The organism is Sutcliffiella horikoshii, from assembly GCF_019931755.1.
Classification (GTDB): domain Bacteria; phylum Bacillota; class Bacilli; order Bacillales; family Bacillaceae_I; genus Sutcliffiella_A; species Sutcliffiella_A horikoshii_E.
In genome coordinates this window covers 1,356,898-1,374,283 of sequence record NZ_CP082918.1, presented here as the reverse complement: position 1 = coordinate 1,374,283, position 17,386 = coordinate 1,356,898, and the positions used below count along the sequence as shown (strand labels likewise).

The following is a 17,386-nucleotide window of genomic DNA, read 5'->3' as shown; positions in this document are numbered from 1 at the left end:
TCAAAAGAAATTGAATAAGATAGAATGGTGAAAGTAGTAATAAAGGAGGATAACCATTAATGGGAATAATATATATTGAAGGTTGTTATAGCGACTGCAAACAAGAACCCCTTTGGTCCAAAAGGAGAAGAGGAGAACAGGGTACTGCTGGGGGCTGCTTCCCACCAACACCCCCAAATTTGACAGCTATCCTAGCAAGGCTAGCATCTATAGAAGCAACCTTAGCAGCTAATACAGCAAGAATTGCCGCTTTAGAAGCACAATTTGGTGCTCCAATTGACGCTATTAGAGAGGAATTCCAGGCTAATTTAGGTAATACAGTTACAGTCAATGCCACTTTTGATGTCATCGAGGGAACGGTTACGACTGTAGGAACAGATGCAGTAGAAATAACAACTCCTACTGGAGATGTTTTTATCATTCCATATACTAGTGTTATAAGCGTTGCTTAGGAAAAGACGGGAGGGAAAATCGTGACATTTGCTGAAATTTTATCAAAGTATATTAATAGAGATATAGAAGTTTATGGGGCTAACCAATTTTTTGTTGAAGGAATATTGCGATCCGTTGGTACTGAATCTTTTGTCGTGGAAGTTACAAATGGTTCTTATGTAACACCAACTGAACTAATCACTGTGTTCTTTGCTAATGTGGAAGGAATTCGCGTGTTGGCAGTTGCATAATTTAAAAGGTAGCGAATTGATCTTTATTCGCTACCTTTTATTAGTGTGGACATCATCCACTTCTTCCAAGAGATATAGTTAGCAGACGTTTTATTTGAGATACTGTTTTTTCGGAGGCGCCTGTGATATAAAACATCATTAACAAACTCCACTTTTCCAAGTTTAGATATTGTGCAAACCATATATATGTCCTCATACATTCTGCCTCCATACATATCTGATAAGCACCATCCATTACTTTTCCTTAATAAGTCCATTTTATAGACTCTAGGGGCTATTGGAGTTGGATTGTTTATATATTGCATCAGGTCAACATATTTTCTTCCATGTATTTTCGAAAAAAAAAGGGCACCATCTCTTGTTCGTTCTCGCCACTCCTTATATTTCCCATATATTAAAGCTACGTCATTACTTAATGCAAGGATCTGCTCTTCTAGTTTCACTGTACACTTATTGGGAAGCCAGTCATCTGCATCTAACTCCATTAACCATTCTCCTTTTGCCTCATTAAGAGCTATATTCAAGCAAGCAGCTTTCCCCAAATTAACTCTATTGTGGATTATCCGAACTGACGGATTCCACACCAAGGAGTCAAGGATTGTCTTTGTATTATCTTCAGAACCATCATTAACTATAATGAGCTCCCAGTTCCTTTTTGTTTGAGAGATAACACTTGATACTGCATTTGTTAAATAAGACCCGTCATTATAGGTACAAATAACAATAGTTAACATACATGTATTAGTCAATTAGTCCACACCTTCTATTTTTTTATTACATAATATAAATTATGACTTTTTCCAAAAAACAGAATACGGAAGCGAGTGAATATCAGTGAACATCCTTATCTATCCTCCAACCATCGATTGGGGTTTTATGAAGCAAAGACCTCAACAGTTAATGCAGAATTTTGCGAAACAAGGATACACGGTATTCTACTGTAATAAGACTCAACAGGATCGGGAAATAGAGGAAATTGCACCAAACCTTTATTTAGTCCATCATCATGACAATTGGTTAAATTATACATTACCAAAAGTCAGAAAAGAGAAAGATTGCAAAGTTGGTGTTTGGTGCTCATGGGCAATGTTAGCAAAGGAATTAAAAGTATATAAAGCAGACTGGATAATTTATGATTGTGTGGATGAATTTGCAGATTGGGTTAAATATGAGAAAGAAATGATGGAGGTCGCGGATGCAGTTACTTGTACAGCAGAAAGACTATACTTGCGTCTAAAAAAAGAGTATCCTCATAAAAGAATTGACTTGATTCGTAATGGATATGACGAGTCTATGGGTCTCCACATTCCATCAAAGCAGAGTGTAACAGGTGAAAAAAAAATAATAGGCTATATCGGGGCATGGGCTCCTTGGGTAGATGATAATTTAATCAAAAGACTTGCGCGTGCATTTAAAGATTGTGAAATCAAGATTATAGGAATCGAATTTGGTAGAAAGTTCACTTTAGATCATTTACCGAATATAACTTTCTTAGGGCATCTCCCCCACCATCAATTAGCATCCTATTTAAATCAGATGGCAGTTTGTATTATACCTTTCAAAATAACTCCTGTTACTTTAGCCACAAATCCAGTGAAGATGTATGAATATTTGGCCACAGGCAAACCAGTCGTATCCACAGCGTTACCTGAATGTTTATTGGTTAAAGAATTTGTTGATATTGGACGAAGTTACCCTGAATTTATTTCAAAAGTACAATCGCGATTAGAAAATCCAGGTGACAGCTCAATACGTAAAAATTTCGCACTCTCCAATACTTGGAGCCATCGTGTAAAGCAAGCAATCTCTCTAATTAACAGTCTCAATAAATGAAAGGGTGCTTTTCGTTGAATAAAAAGATGGCAGTAGTGGTAGGCACTAGACCAGAATTGATAAAAATGGGAGTATTGATTAAGGAAATGAAAAAAAGAAACTCTCATCATCTATATGTACATTCCGGACAACATTACGACTACCATATGGACGGAATGGTTGCTGATATTTTTGGTCTTCCAAAACCAGACTACAACCTAGGTGTTGGTTCTGGCTCTCATGCGGCAACAACTGCGAAAATAATGGTTCAATTAGAAGAGATAATTATTAGAGAGAAAATAGATACAATAGTCGTTCATGGTGACACCAATACTACTCTAGGAGCTTGTTTAGCAGCTGCAAAATTGTCCATTCCAGTTGCACACGTAGAAGCAGGATTAAGAAGCTTCGATAAAACAATGCCGGAAGAAATAAATCGTATTCTAGTAGATAATATGTCAACTTATTTATTCGCTCCTACTGAAGAGTCAGTAAAAAATTTAAACACAGAGGGTATCAATAGTGGTATTTATCTCGTAGGGCAATCAATAGTAGATGCGATAGAGCATGTTAAACATCATAACAAGATAAACGTATTAGATATTTATGGTCTTGACTCAAAGAAATACTTTTTTATTACTGTTCACCGGCAGGAAAACACAGACAACCCTATACGTCTCCATTCCATTTTTTCATCCATTTTAGATCTTGCCACCCACCCCGAAAGTAAATTAGTCTTGTCCATGCATCCCAGAACAAAAAAGATCTTGGCACAACAGAATCTATTTCAACGACTGGTGGATAATCCTAACATCATCATTTTAGATCCTCCACCAAATTTCTACCACACTATTCACCTGCAATATCATGCAAAGCTAGTTATTACAGATAGCGGGGGTTTGCAGGAAGAGTCCTGCATCATTGGCACACCGTGCGTTACTCTTAGGGAAAACACAGAAAGACCTGAGACACTTGAATGTGGAGCAAATACACTCGCTGGTTACCAAAAAGAAAAGATACTTGAAGCTGTAAAAGCGAGTATCCTGAAAAAAGCAGACTGGACACACCCATATGGAAAAACTGGAATTAGTAAAAGAATCTTAGATATTATTCTAAATTAAATAATAGAGGTGAGCTATGACTATTATAATTTATCCACCTACAATTGATTGGTCGTTTATGAGGCAGCGCCCTCAACATTTAATGAGGCAGTTTGCTAAAGACAATCACACTGTCCTATATTTTAATAAGGAAAACCAACCTGGAAAAGTTTGGAGTGAAGTAGAAAATAACTTATTCACTATTAACCATGCCCAATTCTTTATGGATAAAATATTACCTATGTTAGAGGAAGATAAACTATATTGGACATCGTGGAGCAAAAAAATTCCATTTGCTAAAGAATTTAATGCTGACTTTCTCGTTTACGATTGTGTAGATGACTTTCCAGATTGGGATGATGATGAAAAACGGTGGGTCCATGAGGTAGATACAATTGTTTGTACCGCCATGAATTTGAAGGAGAAAATGAAGAAGATTGCACCAGAAACGCCTGTTACGCTAGTTCCTAATGGGTGCGAGTGGGAATTTTTCCATAACTCTCAATTTATAAATATGGATAATTTAGAAGGTGTACCTTTTTCAGACGGGCCGAAAATTGGTTATATAGGTGCATGGGCCCCATGGGTAGATAAAGAAATCATCTCCAAACTAGCTGACACCTACCCGCATGGTCAAATTATTATCATAGGTCCTATGTTAACTTCTGAAATAGTAAATAAAACTAATGTTTTTTATCTTGGGTACAGAGATTATAGTGATCTACCAGCTATTCTTGCTTATTTCGATATTTGTATTATCCCATTTGAACTAAACAGAATTACGGAAAGTACAAACCCCATTAAAGTTTATGAATATTTAGCTGCAGGAAAACCAGTTGTTTCTACTAATCTCCCAGAAGTTAAGAAAATGATACCGTTTGTAGATGTTGCAGATACTCATCATCAATTTCTCTCATATATTGCCAAAGCACTTGTGTATAAGCGAAATCCGTCCTACTTATCACAATATGCTAAACAATTTAGTTGGGAAGAACGGTATAGAACAATTCAACAATCATTGGTAAATTATTTTCCAGCCATTAACAAGCCCAGTGAAACCCAACAACTACTAAATTCTATTTTTTATCATAACAATACTTTTAACTTAGCACACTGCACTACCAATTCATACTATCCTAACACTAATCTTAAACACGATCCTCCATTCATCGGGCAAAAGCCTCAAGGTGAGTATCAATGTTTCTTGAAAGCACCAAAAGAAAATATAGACTTAGGAAGTAACCATATTTACTTGGACATTGATATTGGAACAACACATTCTTTTACTACCTTACATGTAGAAATTAATTATACCCTGAATGAAATAGATTTCGACAAGCTAACATATTCCACTAAACTTGACCTCCATTCCTTTAAAAGCTACAACTTGAAAGAATCCATTAACAAAACATACTCTGTAGACATTACGGAGTTAGTTAAGAAATTAGGAGCTCTTCCTAGCTTTCAGTTAAAAAGTAAAAATAATAATCATATAAGACTTAATAACCCTAGGATTTCCATATTTAAAAGAACAGATGAGGTGAGTAAATGAAAATTGGTATTGCTGGCTATTATGGACAAGGAAATTTTGGTGATGAACTATTTCTTGAAACATTCAAACAGGTCTTTCATGAACATACTGTTTATCCAATTGTTAAGCATATGGATTATTTCTCTTCTGACTCTGTCATTGTAGGAGGAGGAGACCTAATCATTCCTTACTCTTATAACGACAGTTACTTTCCAAAAGGTTTAATAAAACTTCCAACATGGGTTTACGGTGTAGGGATTGTAGACTTCTATCCTCCTGAAACCTGGCCAAAAGAGGAAGTTGAAAAGTATCGTGAAGTTATTACACATGCAAAAGGATTATATGTAAGAGATTCAAACTCTGTAAGGCTTGCTGAATATTTAAAACTGAATGCCAATATTAAAAAAGTTCCAGATATTGCTTTTAGTTATAAGCAACCAAATTATCCGATTATTAAGAACCCATATAAAAAAACAATAGGTGTCTGTAGTTTCTCATATGAAGAATTCCCTCTAAATAAAATAGCTAAAATTCTTTCTACATTATCCCCTAACGAATATACAATTTCTCTAATAGCTGTAGTGGACGTTCGAAACAGATTCTCAGATCTCAACACTTGTTTAAAGTTAAAGGAAACAATTTTGAAACTTAATCCCAAAGCCGATATAGTCATCAAGAATTATCAATACTTGGACGTAACATATAGTCATATACAGAACTTGGATTATTTAGTTTCCTTTAAACTCCATCCCTCTTTAGTAGGTATTAGAAATAATGTCCCAACATTTTGTTTAAGTAAATTAAGCAAAGTAAGAAGCCTCCTCCAGGCCTTTGATTTAGAGGATTTCTTTTGTAATTACGAAGAGGAAGAAGCAGTATTACAAGCCAAACTTGAACACGTACTAAAAAATGGTAAAAATAGAATGTCACAAATTGCTTACAAAATAAAAGAAATGGAACAATTAAGTGATATAGCGCTTGCTGCTCTGAAAAAAGAAATAGAAAATCTACATCATTCCTAAGATTAGTAACAATTATATGAAATTAAATAGTCTGTTGTCTTTTGAGGACATCAGACTATTTTCTATTGCTATTTATATTACATTACTTGTTCGCCATATTAGTTGATTTTCATAAACCATGGTCGTAAATTACATCTTAAAAGCCTATTATCCAAAGGTTTTTTGGAAGTTTTCTTCTTCGTTTTCACTTGATTTTCTTCTACTACTTTACTCTCACCAAGTACTCTTATTACTTTGATCATCAGCTTCACTCCTTTATCTTTTATATTAATAGTATATTCCTGCTTGTTTAAAAGGTTTGTGTAAATATGCTGATTTAAATGGATTTTAGCACTAATTGTTTCTTCTGTTACAAAAGAGCAGTTCTGGTAGTTAAAGTTAACTTCCAGAACTGCTAATCAAACATTTTATTATAAATTATTCAATTGTCTCTTTCTGCCGGTATTCAACAGCTATATTTACCTCTTGAGCGTCTCCATTTTTTAAGCCTTGCAAAACTGCTTTTAATGCTTCTTCTATACTTAATTCTGGCGAAATGGTGAATCCATGCTTGAAATTCACATTCAATTTTGCTTTACAAACCTCTAATGTCATCTAAACCCCTCCCTAACAGATTAGGATTTTCACTATATTATGCTACTAATAGGTTGTTTAATGACATTCGTGAAAAAAAACCACTAATTTTCCATTTATCACCAATAATCTTAGATTCCTTTTAACTTTCTCTTCTTACTTCTACCAGCACATCCCTCATCTTCTCCAACTCTTCCTGTTTTACCGTAATCGTTTCTTCCAGCATTTTTTCATATATTTTCAAGATTAACTGTCCGTATTGAGTTCCAGGAACAGCCCAGCGTCCGTTCAAATCTATCCATCCAGGGGCAATTCCTCTTGTGACAAGGTCAAAGCGTGGATCTACTTTAGGATAGGTTGTTGGTAGCGGCTTTCGATTGGCATATGCGTACAGATGCTGAATCTGAGCAAGGACACCTTCTTCAGGGGTAGCGAACGAGGCACCTCTCACTTCTCCACCTGTCGCTCCGATACCAGCGTAGTTGTTCTGGTGCGGTTTGACAATTCCGGTGAAACGGAAGTAATTCGTTTCATGAATTGCCTGTGCAAAGGCAACATCTCCTCTGATGTTATAAGCCTCTCCTAGCTCAATATAATATTCTCCAAGCATAGGGGCTTTAGGGTTAATCGTTTTAACAAAAGTATCAAGCTCTTCTGCTTTTAATACAGATTTACCTTCAATGGATAGTCCTGTTGGTTTTGGAACATTTGGTGGAGCAGGTGGAGTTGGTGGTGTTGGATCTGCTGGAGGGATTGGAGCTGGTGACATAGTGGTTTCGACTAGTATGAATGCTTCGACTCCTAATTTTTTTATTTCGGCGCCAAGATTCTCCGCGTTCTCCCTGTCTTTAAATGCACCCGCTTGCACACGGAAATATGGTGCACCGTTTAATGTTGTGGTGGCCATGAATGCTGTAATACCCTTTTCCTGAAGAAATTCAAGTCTGGCTTCCGCGTTTTTCTTATCCTTAAAAGAACCCGCAATTACTTTATACAAATTGGTTGTCACCTTCCTTGGCAGGGCCAAAGCTTTGGCAAGACCTTCACCAATAGCTGCCGACACATCCTCCTTAAACGATTCATGCTGGATGAGCGCTCTATCCTCGGTGCTATCTAGAAACAGGATCTCCAACAGAACAGATGGCATCGACGTCTCTCTTAACACATGGAAGTTCGCCGCTTTGACTCCTCTATCTCTCCTATTGTATTTACTTGTAACCACATTAATGACTTCCCTATGAACAATTTCCTGAAAAGTCTTCGATTTACTAGAAAACGCATTGCTACCATTGTAACGATAGCTTTCAAAGCCTGTCCCTCCACCAGCGTTGTGGTGAATAGAACAGAAATAATCCGCCTTAACAGAATTTGCGAGATTGCTTCTCGCTTCCAAGCTGACGGTGGAATCCCCCTCTCTTGTCATCATCACTTTAACCTCATATTCTTTTTCCAAATATGTCCTCACACGTTTGGCAATATCTAAATTCACTACTTTTTCTTGGAGCCTCTGAAACACAGCCCCCGGATCCTGTCCACCATGACCAGGGTCTAAAACTATCAATTTCATCTGGTGATTCCCTCCTTTTGCTATAGAATATGCTAGAGTTCGGAGGGAGGTATGGGTGAATGTAATTGATGAATGATATTTTAATAAAAAATGATAGAAATGATATTTTTGAAGTAGTTTTCTATTTAAGGGACAAGCGCCTTTCCAAAGAATCTTTTATTGAGTACTATATAGTATCTCTATATTTAGGGGGTGAATGTTATGGGATTATATCATGACAAAGGTATGGACAGCGGTTGCTGTTCATGGAAGAAGAACGATAAAGGGGATCAAAGCTGTTTTTGTGGACGTTACACGGAGAGCTTTATTAATCAAGCTATTACTGTTACCTATAATGCAGGGCCTGGTCGGACTACTGGGACACTTTTAGATTTTAAGAAAAAGCCAGGTATACTTGTTTTATTAGTACCTGAAGATGGAGATGATCCGGCGCAGATTTTGCACATCTGTTGTAAAGATGTAACTAGTATTAGTCAAGCTCAAACACCACCAGCATAAAATGGAAAAAGCCGCAAAATTCATTGCGGCTTTTGTATTATAAAATATGGTACCCGGAATCCACGTGAATGTTTTCCCCAGTGATCCCGCGGGACAAGTTACTGAACAAGAACAAAGCTGTGTCCCCAACCTCTTCTTGTGTAGTCACTCTGCGCAGTGGAGCCGTTTCTTCAATCTCTTTTAAAATGGAGTTAAAGTCACTTACACCTTTAGCAGAAAGCGTACGAATCGGACCTGCGGAAATGGAGTTCACACGGATACCTACTTTTCCAAGGTCATTGGCAAGGTATTTCACACTTGCATCAAGACTAGCTTTTGCCACACCCATAACGTTATAGTTAGGAACTACTTTCTCGCCGCCTAGGTATGTTAGGGTAACGATGCTTCCACCTTCTGTCATGATCTCTTTCGCTTCTTTAGCTACTGCTGTTAAAGAGTAAGAGCTGATATTGTGCGCCAACAGGAATCCATCTCTTGTTGTGTTCATGTAATCGCCTTGTAGCTCTTCTTTGTTCGCAAATGCGATACAGTGCGCAACACCGTGAATCATGCCAACTTCTTCTTTAATCTGTTGGAAGCAAGTGTGCACTTCTTCGTCTTTTGTAACGTCACATGGAAGAACGATGGAGTCGTTTCTCTCTAGTGAATCTGCAAGCTCTCTTACGCTCTTTTCTAAGCGCTCACCAGCGTACGTGAACACAAGGCGTGCACCTGCGTCATGCAGGGAACGTGCGATACCCCATGCAATACTTCTTTTATTTGCTACTCCCATTACTACATATGTACGACCATCTAAGGATAAGTTCATTGTTTTATATCCTCCTATTTATATAAGTTATTAGTACCTAGTCATAATTATAGCATATAGTTGTCGAAATGCGAATTAAATCTTTTGGGAAGAAAAAAAGCAGTACAGGTTTCCTTCACCCTGCACTGCTTCCTAGCAAAACAAATCTAATCAATCATAATCCCTGCCAAGCAGTACTTCTTTCGGTATCTCCGTTCCGCGCGTCCCTCGCAGATCCTCTTTTTCCTCGCGTGGATAGAAGATGATAAAGCTTTCGGGATTAATTTTGGCAAGTTTACCTGGGATCTTCTCAAGCTGTGGATGCCAGCCGGTCGTCCCTCTCCTCGCACTGATCACAACCACAAGGTCATCCGCTTGAAGGGTAGGCAGCTTGTTTTCATAAAGTGCCGTCCAACCTTCCACCCACTCCACTACTGTCGGTGGATTCGGTTTAATTTCGCGCATATGCGCTTTATATACATCTGGAAATCCTTTGATAACATAACATTGAATCGTCGCACCAAGATTACTAGCGATTAATTTAATCGTAGCAAGAGCGTCCCAGTATCCTGGTTTATGATCAATCCCTTTTGGAAGGATTAGCACAATCCTCTTTGTCGTATTTAACGGATGGCCAAGTTTAGAAATCAATACGGACACATTCGTCTGATCCAGCACCTGGTCGATGACGCCGCCAAAAATTTTCTGAGGAGCAGTACGTTCTCCGTTCCAGCCTGCCACAAGGGTGGTGATACGTTCTTCCGCGATGGCACGGTTTATTCCGATCGCGATGTTTCGGTCTACCCTTGTCGTCACGCGGAGTGGAACATCTGCGCCACTGGAGTAGGAAACTGCCTGCCCCAGCATTTTTTCTGCTTTTGCAACATCTCCATCTGCTCCCCACATGTCCCGTTGCACGACACTCAGCGCGTATAGCGGATGTTCGACAGAATTAGATTGTCTGATGACAAAAGCAAGGTCCATCAAGGACTCCATCGTATTCGGGTTGGCAATGGGAATTAAGATTCGCTCAGGTGCGTCCCCTTTTTGAACTGGCATCATTTCTTCTTCCAGTGCAAGTTTGCGTCCATATTTTTCAACTAAATAAGGACCAATAATACACGTAATCAAAATCATGATGATGACTCCATTGACCGTCGCCTGGTCCAATAGCCCGACATTAAATCCGACAAGTGTGGCAGCAAGTGTTGCAGCAGCTTGCGGCGTCGTAAGGCCGAATATCACCATTTTTTCATCTTTAGTGTATTTGTAAAATTTACTTGTCAATACCGCGGCAATATACTTACTCACCAATAGCCCGAGCACGATAGCAACCGTTAACACCCAAGCTTTCGCATTGCCGACAAGTACACTCAAATCCATCAGCATTCCGACTGATAACAAGAAAAACGGAATGAAAATGCTGTTTGCTGTAAAACGTATTCTGTTCATTAGTGGCCCTTGGTCAAAGATGAAACGGTTCAGGGCAAGACCCACTAAAAACGCACCGATAATCGGCTGCAGACCTGCAATAAGTGCCAACGATCCCGCTGTAAACAGCATGACCATGACATAAATGAACTCCCCAGTTCCTTCTGTCGCCACGTTCCGGAAAAACCATCTAGAGAGAAACGGCGTCCCCAAGAATATAATCGCAACAAAAACAATCAAGGAGAAGGTCAACTTCACACCAAAATAAATATCCAGCTCTCCTGCTGCCGCACCTGTTATGACTGCCAGCACCAATAAGGCAAATGTATCCGTTAAAATGCTACCGCCAACAGCTGTGGTAATGGCTTTACTTTTCCCGATTCCAAGTCGACTTGCAATCGGATAGCCTAAGAGGGTATGAGATCCAAGTATTGATCCGATTAGAATGGCAGCTGCCACACTGTAGCCAAGCAGCAAGCTGATGACTGTACCGAACAGCAGCGGAATCCAGAATGACATCAAACCAAAAACAATACTGCGGTTACGATATTTCTTAAATCCGTCCAGGTCCATTTCAAGCCCGGCTATAAACATGATAAATAGCAGGCCTACTGTGCCAAGCAGCTCAATGGTGGAACTTCTTTCAAGCACCGCCAAACCATTGGGGCCAATGATTACCCCTGCTAAAATCGGACCTATCAATCCCGGTATACGCAACAATTTCATGAAATAGGGAAAAATGAAAAAGATGATCATGGCAATTGTAAAAACTAATACCGGTTCCTTAATTGGTAATTCAAACATACTATCTTCCCCGATCAGTTCTTTTTTTGTATGTAATAAGCAAGAATTATATCACGTTTTTACTGCGCTAATACAGCAATCTGATAAATTCTTCATGTAAAATTTACAATAATGGTAAAATGAAGATATTAACAATAGTATGAACTTTTTCCTTTTTTCTCACTCATTTGTATGGGGAAACTGGGATAGATATGTATAAAAAGGAGTGTTTTAACTTTATGAAAATAGATGTCATCGGTGATATTCATGGGTGCATAGAGGAATTTAAATCTCTTCTAATAGACTTGGGTTACTCAGAGGTCAAGGGTCTGTATAAACATCCTGAGGGAAGAAAACTTGCTTTTGTTGGCGATCTTACTGACCGAGGGCCTGACTCCATCGGTGTGGTGAAGATTGTTTATGCTTTGGTCGATGCTGGACTTGGCTATTACGTACCGGGAAATCACTGCAACAAGTTGTATCGCTTTCTTTTAGGCAACAAAGTACAGCATACACATGGACTTGAAACGACTGTCGCGGAGTTTGAAGCATTGTCGGGTGCTGCACAGAAAGAGTTCAGGAAAATGTTCATCAAGCTTTATGAAGAAGCGCCCCTCTATCATGTATTGGATGATGGCAAGCTAGTTGTAGCGCATGCCGGCATTAAGAAGGAATACATAGGGAAAGAGGGAAAAAAGGTGAAAACTTTTGTCCTTTACGGCGATATCACCGGAGAGTTCCATGAAAACGGCATGCCTGTTCGCCGTGATTGGGCGCAAGAATATGACGGCGATGCTTGGGTTGTCTATGGTCATACGCCAGTCAGGGAAGTGAGAATCGTCAATAACACCGCTAACATTGATACAGGAGCGGTCTTTGGGGGTAAACTTTCCGCTTTGCGCTATCCTGAAATGGAGACGGTTTCTGTTGACTCTGGGATGCCGTTTGTGAAGGAGAAGTTTAGGGAGTTGTGGGATTGAGGGGACGGTGGATGGCGGTTGAGCTTGTTGGAGTGGGCTTGGCTGGGACAGCGACGGCTTGACGGCGGAAATGTGACAGCAATGACGGGAATCCGCCACCGGGGTTCACTCTCAAATGCAGTGTTTTACTAAATCGGGCGATAATTAGAATTTACGGGCGATTTTTTCTAGTTTACGGGCGAAAATCAGAAATTACGGGCGATTCCCATTTACTTCAAAACGAACCCACTCGACCGTCAGCGAGCAAGCTAGCCCCCAAAAAAAGAAAGCTGACATCCCCATGGATCGTCAGCTCTTCCCCAATACTTTACTCATATCCTCCGGCAACGTGCATCGAAACGTCATCTCCCGCTCTTCCACTGGATGAAAGAAGCTCAACTCACAGCTATGCAAAGCCTGGCGTGACAATCCATTAACACCAGAACCTCCATAAAGGCTATCTCCGAGCAGCGGATGCCCTATATATGCCATATGGACGCGGATCTGATGGGTGCGTCCAGTCTCCAACCTTAAAGAAACGTGACTCCAACTTTCTCTAGCGCGAAGCACCATGTAATGCGTCACTGCACGCTGCCCATCTTCCCGGACTTCGCGCTCGATAATACTCGAATCCTTCCGCCCAATCGGTGCATCCACAGCCCCACTAGCCTCAGCCTCATCAACATTCATCTCCCCATGAACCAAAGCTTCATACCGGCGCTTAACGCCAAACTCCTTCTGCTGCAACGAAAAAAGATGATGCGCATGGCGGTGTTTGGCTATAAGCATCAATCCTGATGTATCACGATCCAAACGAGTTACAATATGAATGGTTGCACAAATTCCCTTGGATTGATAATAGCCAAGCACTGCATTAGCAAGTGTTCCATGTCGGTGCTCCCGAGACGGGATAGATGCCATCCCTGCAGGCTTGTTCACCACAAGGACATATTCATCCTCGTATACGATATCAAGGGGGATTTCTTCAGCCACCAGATCTTCACTCGGCTCTTCTTTTGGAAAAAACACTTCAACCGTATCGCCTTCCTGCAGAACGTATCGCACAGTAACGGCGCTGCCATTCACATGCAGCGCCCCACCGTTGAATTTTATATCGATCAAGGCAGCTTTGGAGATTTGCCTTTCTTTTAAGAATTCGCGAAGCAGTTTTCCTTCGTCTCGGGCTCCAGCTTTAAAGATTTGAAAAAATCTTTCCATAACAACCAGTCCTCTTATTTATCGGTAATAAATGAATCGCTAACCCGTTTCCAGAATGGGAAAGGACGGAAGCGTGCAAAGCGAATTTTCTCTTTTGCCACGCGGCTTTGAATAGATTTCACATCTTTATGTAGCAAGGTCAAATGGTCAATGGTGATTTGATGGTCAACATCATTGACAGGCTTTAATAGACAGGTATGGTGCTGCGGCAACACTAGCGGTGATCCGATGGTACGGAATACCCTGTTATTAATGGATGCCATCTCTGCCAGCTGAATAGCCGGTAAGGATGGGTGCAAGATTGCCCCGCCTAACGCCTTATTATAGGCGGTACTGCCAGATGGAGTGGAGATGCACAGGCCGTCACCGCGGAATGTTTCGAATAACTGCCCTTTGATCTCTACATCCATCACCAATGTACCTTCCACACTTTTAACCGTACATTCATTTAGTGCTAAGTAACGCGCTTCCCTTCCCCCATCATTGTAGCGGATAATCACTTCCAACAATGGGTATTCCACAATTTGATAAGGGGTCTTGGCGATTGCAATGACCAATTTTTCAATTTCCTCTGGCACCCAATCGGCATAAAATCCAAGATGTCCGGTGTGGACACCGATGAAAGCAGTCTTGTCCAGGCGGCTGCGGTAGCGATGGAACGCGTATAGAAGTGTCCCATCTCCCCCGACAGAAACAACCAAATCAGGTTGATCTTCATCATAAGTCAAATCAAAATCCTGCAAGTAGGTCCTCATTTTGTGCATCAATGTGTTTGAAACCGAGTCCCCTTTGGAGGTTATGGCAAATTTCATACTCCCACCCCTTTTGTTAGTTCGAATCTAGCTCTTTTTTTCGTGAAAAGATGGCTTGTGCTTCTTGGATTTCTCCTCGAATCTGCGACATTTCCGCATCTAGGAGATATGCCGCTTCCGCTGCACGAACCAGTCTTTCTTTTATATCCTGAGGAAATTGGCCGCTATATTTATAATTCAGCGAGTGCTCAATGGTTGCCCAGAAGTTCATCGCAAGTGTCCTGATCTGAATTTCTACGAGGATTTTCTTTTCCCCTTCAATCGTCTGTACAGGGTAACGGACAACCACATGATAGGAACGATAGCCGCTGTTTTTTCGGGAGGAAATATAATCTCGTTCTTCGACAATTTCAAAGTCATTCCGAATACGGAGAATTTCCACCACTCTATGTATATCATCCACAAACTGGCACATCATGCGGACACCGGCAATGTCCTGCATTTCATCTTCCAGCTTTTCAAGAGAAATTCCTTTGCGTGTCGCTTTATCCAAGATACTTGCTATCGGCTTGACCCTTCCCGTAACAAACTCAATTGGAGAATGCTCCGATTGCATCTTAAATTGCCCTCGCATCCCCTTTAATTTCACTTTCATTTCATCTATTGCCTGTTTATAAGGCGCTAAAAACAAATCCCAGTGTTGTATCATAATTGGCCAAACCCCTTAAAAAATCTCGTTTACTCTTCTCTCCATCTCTTCCCCGTAATTGGCGTTGTCTCTAATATTTTCTATTAAGTACCCTAGTTCTTCTTCTATGTTTGTCAGCAGTAATGCCGTTTTGTCCACTACTAGTACAATTGCTTTTTTATCCTCTAATGCCTGTTTTACATCAGTCCAAAAATCATCCTTAATGCTAACATAGATAAATTCAGTCGCTGTCTCCAGTTTATAGATAAATGCGAGATTGTCTGAATCCACCAGCATTTGATTGCTCGCAGACACTTGATCAAGCGGAAAAGATACAGAATCCGCCTCCAGCAAAAGTTGTTGTTCATTCCATGATGTTTTCTTGATTTCAATTCTTTTTTGCATAATAATCTCCTTCCAACCTAAATCCTACTCATATATTATCATAATTCCCTTCCTGCAACGAAATGGAAACCTAACTTTTTTACCAAATAATTGTGTTTAATGATTCCTAAAAGAATGGCAGTTAAACATTGCCTTCCCTCGAAAAGCAAGTAATAATAGAAGTATATCAATTAGGAGAGGTAAAACTATGACTAACCAAGAAATCGAAATCGAATTTAAGAATTTATTGACCTTTGATGAATTTACATCTCTCTGTTCGGCATTTAAAGTGAATTCAGATGATTTTTTCACTCAGGAAAACCATTATTTTGACACGCCTGGGTTTGCACTAAAGGAAAAAGGCTGTGCTCTCCGCGTTCGAAAAAAAAGCGATACCTATACTCTTACCCTAAAACAACCTGCTGCAGAAGGACTTCTTGAAACACATCAGATGGTTTCTGAGGATGAATTTGTAGCTATGAAAAGCGCAAAGAACGGATTGATCAACGGAATTATCTCCAGTATTTTAATGGACGAGCTTAGTATCTCCCCATCTGAAGTAATCTACTTTGGATCGTTAAAAACAAACCGCGCCGAGCTTTCATACAAAGACGGATTATTAGTATTGGATGAAAGCAATTATATGGATACTAGCGACTTTGAACTGGAATATGAAGTAAACAATTATGCAGAAGGCGAAAAATTGTTCCACGAGCTGCTGGAGGCATATGGAATCCCTCTCCGTGAAACGAAAAATAAAATTGTAAGATTTTACGAGGCAAAAGCCTGTTCACTTACAGGAGAAGGGGACCAAAAATGAACGTAGAACAACTTCGATCCATGATGCAACTTCAAGCTTTACAAGGTTTACAAGAAAACAAGCAACCTACTAGCACCGGTTCCAACCTTCCTTTCTCTAGCGTGTTGGCGGGAATGATGACAACGGACACTGGGAGTTCTCCGCTGTCTGGACAGCATTCTTTTTCTCATCCACTGAATTCAGCATTGCTTTCCATGAATGCGAGCATGCTGGAAGCGGAGATTGGTAAAAGTGCAGCTCCTCTTCATGCTACTGGCTCAGTTGGTGAAAAGATGAGTGTAGCTAGACGATCAGATTTTGAAGAAATCATTGAGGAAGCTTCTGTAAAATATGGAGTAGACCCGAAATTAATTAAAGAAATCATCCAACAAGAATCCAATTTTAACCCAACGGCGGTTAGCCATGCAGGGGCAACCGGTTTAATGCAGCTCATGCCTTTAACGGCAAAAGGACTCGGTGTCACTAATGCAATGGATCCGAGGCAAAATATTATGGGTGGCACCAAATACATCCGTCAGATGCTGGACAAATATGACGGCAATCTAACCCTTGCACTCGCCGCCTACAATGCAGGACCAGGCAATGTAGACAAATACAACGGAGTCCCCCCTTTCAAAGAAACCATGAACTACGTCCGAAAGGTTACCGGAAACTATCAAGCCTAAAAATTTTTAAAAACACCGCGTATGAAAGTGAAAATTCATGCGCGGTGTTTTTTATGCCACTCAACTCCCTTTTTTCCCTATTTTTTGCAAGGGTGGAATCGAATTGTTTGAGA

The 17,386-nt window shown here is 40.1% G+C and carries 20 protein-coding genes; 10 read left to right on the top strand and 10 right to left on the bottom strand.

What is annotated here, in order from left to right; genetic code table 11:
* The first annotated feature begins 59 nt into the window (after positions 1 to 59).
* Together K7887_RS07030 and K7887_RS07025 are read left to right on the top strand one after the other, a co-directional pair.
* Entirely contained in the window at positions 60 to 452 is a 393-nt protein-coding gene (locus tag K7887_RS07030; RefSeq protein WP_223492832.1) for a mechanosensitive ion channel domain-containing protein, read from the top strand.
* A gap of 21 nt (positions 453 to 473) precedes the next feature.
* A complete protein-coding gene (locus tag K7887_RS07025; RefSeq protein WP_223492831.1) occupies positions 474 to 683 on the top strand; it encodes a hypothetical protein in 210 nt (69 codons plus the stop codon).
* A 23-nt stretch (positions 684 to 706) separates the two neighbouring features.
* On the opposite strand, the gene K7887_RS07020 is transcribed toward K7887_RS07025, so the two are convergent.
* Positions 707 to 1,432 (bottom strand): glycosyltransferase family 2 protein, encoded by a 726-nt coding sequence (locus K7887_RS07020; RefSeq protein WP_223492830.1) that lies wholly within the window; start codon positions 1,430 to 1,432, stop codon positions 707 to 709.
* An 85-nt stretch (positions 1,433 to 1,517) separates the two neighbouring features.
* Here K7887_RS07020 and K7887_RS07015 point away from each other — a divergent pair, with 85 nt between their 5' ends.
* Genes K7887_RS07015 through K7887_RS07000 form a run of 4 tightly spaced genes read left to right on the top strand, consistent with a single transcriptional unit; the run spans position 1,518 to position 6,148 of the window.
* Complete coding sequence (locus K7887_RS07015) at positions 1,518 to 2,516, top strand: glycosyltransferase (protein WP_223492829.1); 999 nt, start codon at positions 1,518 to 1,520, stop codon at positions 2,514 to 2,516.
* 14 nt (positions 2,517 to 2,530) lie between these two features.
* Positions 2,531 to 3,616 carry a non-hydrolyzing UDP-N-acetylglucosamine 2-epimerase gene (gene wecB / locus K7887_RS07010; RefSeq protein WP_223492828.1) on the top strand — a complete coding sequence of 362 codons (1,086 nt, stop codon included), beginning with the start codon at positions 2,531 to 2,533 and terminating at the stop codon, positions 3,614 to 3,616.
* A gap of 16 nt (positions 3,617 to 3,632) precedes the next feature.
* Entirely contained in the window at positions 3,633 to 5,147 is a 1,515-nt protein-coding gene (locus K7887_RS07005) for a glycosyltransferase (protein WP_223492827.1), read from the top strand.
* Complete coding sequence (locus tag K7887_RS07000) at positions 5,144 to 6,148, top strand: polysaccharide pyruvyl transferase family protein (RefSeq protein ID WP_223492826.1); 1,005 nt, start codon at positions 5,144 to 5,146, stop codon at positions 6,146 to 6,148. Before K7887_RS07005 ends, K7887_RS07000 begins: the two co-directional genes overlap by 4 nt.
* Positions 6,149 to 6,246: 98 nt before the next feature.
* Here the strand turns inward: K7887_RS07000 and K7887_RS06995 are convergent, their stop codons facing one another.
* From K7887_RS06995 to K7887_RS06985, 3 genes are all read right to left on the bottom strand, one after another.
* Positions 6,247 to 6,390: a hypothetical protein gene (locus K7887_RS06995; protein WP_223492825.1), complete on the bottom strand. Its 144-nt coding sequence runs from the start codon at positions 6,388 to 6,390 to the stop codon at positions 6,247 to 6,249.
* Positions 6,391 to 6,565: 175 nt separating this feature from the next.
* Positions 6,566 to 6,742: a hypothetical protein gene (locus K7887_RS06990; protein WP_223492824.1), complete on the bottom strand. Its 177-nt coding sequence runs from the start codon at positions 6,740 to 6,742 to the stop codon at positions 6,566 to 6,568.
* 121 nt (positions 6,743 to 6,863) lie between these two features.
* Positions 6,864 to 8,288, bottom strand: coding sequence for an N-acetylmuramoyl-L-alanine amidase (locus K7887_RS06985; protein WP_223492823.1), 1,425 nt, complete (start codon positions 8,286 to 8,288; stop codon positions 6,864 to 6,866).
* Positions 8,289 to 8,489: 201 nt separating this feature from the next.
* On the opposite strand from K7887_RS06985, the gene K7887_RS06980 reads away from it, so the two are divergent.
* The gene (locus tag K7887_RS06980; RefSeq protein ID WP_223492822.1) at positions 8,490 to 8,786 is read left to right on the top strand and encodes a hypothetical protein; all 297 of its coding nucleotides are present in this window, start codon (positions 8,490 to 8,492) and stop codon (positions 8,784 to 8,786) included.
* A 37-nt stretch (positions 8,787 to 8,823) separates the two neighbouring features.
* Here K7887_RS06980 and fabI read toward each other — a convergent pair whose 3' ends face one another.
* On the bottom strand, positions 8,824 to 9,594 hold the full coding sequence (gene fabI / locus K7887_RS06975; protein ID WP_223492821.1) for an enoyl-ACP reductase FabI: 771 nt from the start codon (positions 9,592 to 9,594) through the stop codon (positions 8,824 to 8,826).
* Positions 9,595 to 9,744: 150 nt separating this feature from the next.
* Positions 9,745 to 11,808 (bottom strand): cation:proton antiporter domain-containing protein, encoded by a 2,064-nt coding sequence (locus K7887_RS06970; protein WP_223492820.1) that lies wholly within the window; start codon positions 11,806 to 11,808, stop codon positions 9,745 to 9,747.
* A 218-nt stretch (positions 11,809 to 12,026) separates the two neighbouring features.
* On the opposite strand from K7887_RS06970, the gene prpE reads away from it, so the two are divergent.
* Entirely contained in the window at positions 12,027 to 12,767 is a 741-nt protein-coding gene (gene prpE, locus K7887_RS06965; RefSeq protein WP_223492819.1) for a bis(5'-nucleosyl)-tetraphosphatase PrpE, read from the top strand.
* A gap of 288 nt (positions 12,768 to 13,055) precedes the next feature.
* Here prpE and K7887_RS06960 read toward each other — a convergent pair whose 3' ends face one another.
* Genes K7887_RS06960 through K7887_RS06945 form a run of 4 tightly spaced genes read right to left on the bottom strand, consistent with a single transcriptional unit; the run spans position 13,056 to position 15,809 of the window.
* Positions 13,056 to 13,964: an RluA family pseudouridine synthase gene (locus K7887_RS06960; protein ID WP_223492818.1), complete on the bottom strand. Its 909-nt coding sequence runs from the start codon at positions 13,962 to 13,964 to the stop codon at positions 13,056 to 13,058.
* Positions 13,965 to 13,978: 14 nt separating this feature from the next.
* Positions 13,979 to 14,776 (bottom strand): NAD kinase, encoded by a 798-nt coding sequence (locus K7887_RS06955; protein WP_223492817.1) that lies wholly within the window; start codon positions 14,774 to 14,776, stop codon positions 13,979 to 13,981.
* Positions 14,777 to 14,792: 16 nt separating this feature from the next.
* Positions 14,793 to 15,425: a GTP diphosphokinase gene (locus K7887_RS06950; RefSeq protein ID WP_010192858.1), complete on the bottom strand. Its 633-nt coding sequence runs from the start codon at positions 15,423 to 15,425 to the stop codon at positions 14,793 to 14,795.
* Between the two features lie 15 nt (positions 15,426 to 15,440).
* The gene (locus K7887_RS06945) at positions 15,441 to 15,809 is read right to left on the bottom strand and encodes a UPF0738 family protein (RefSeq protein WP_223492816.1); all 369 of its coding nucleotides are present in this window, start codon (positions 15,807 to 15,809) and stop codon (positions 15,441 to 15,443) included.
* Between the two features lie 187 nt (positions 15,810 to 15,996).
* On the opposite strand from K7887_RS06945, the gene K7887_RS06940 reads away from it, so the two are divergent.
* Together K7887_RS06940 and K7887_RS06935 are read left to right on the top strand one after the other, a co-directional pair.
* Positions 15,997 to 16,608: a CYTH domain-containing protein gene (locus tag K7887_RS06940; RefSeq protein ID WP_223492815.1), complete on the top strand. Its 612-nt coding sequence runs from the start codon at positions 15,997 to 15,999 to the stop codon at positions 16,606 to 16,608.
* Positions 16,605 to 17,273, top strand: a complete 669-nt coding sequence (locus K7887_RS06935) for a lytic transglycosylase domain-containing protein (RefSeq protein WP_223492814.1) — start codon at positions 16,605 to 16,607, stop codon at positions 17,271 to 17,273. Before K7887_RS06940 ends, K7887_RS06935 begins: the two co-directional genes overlap by 4 nt.
* Positions 17,274 to 17,386: the final 113 nt, after the last annotated feature.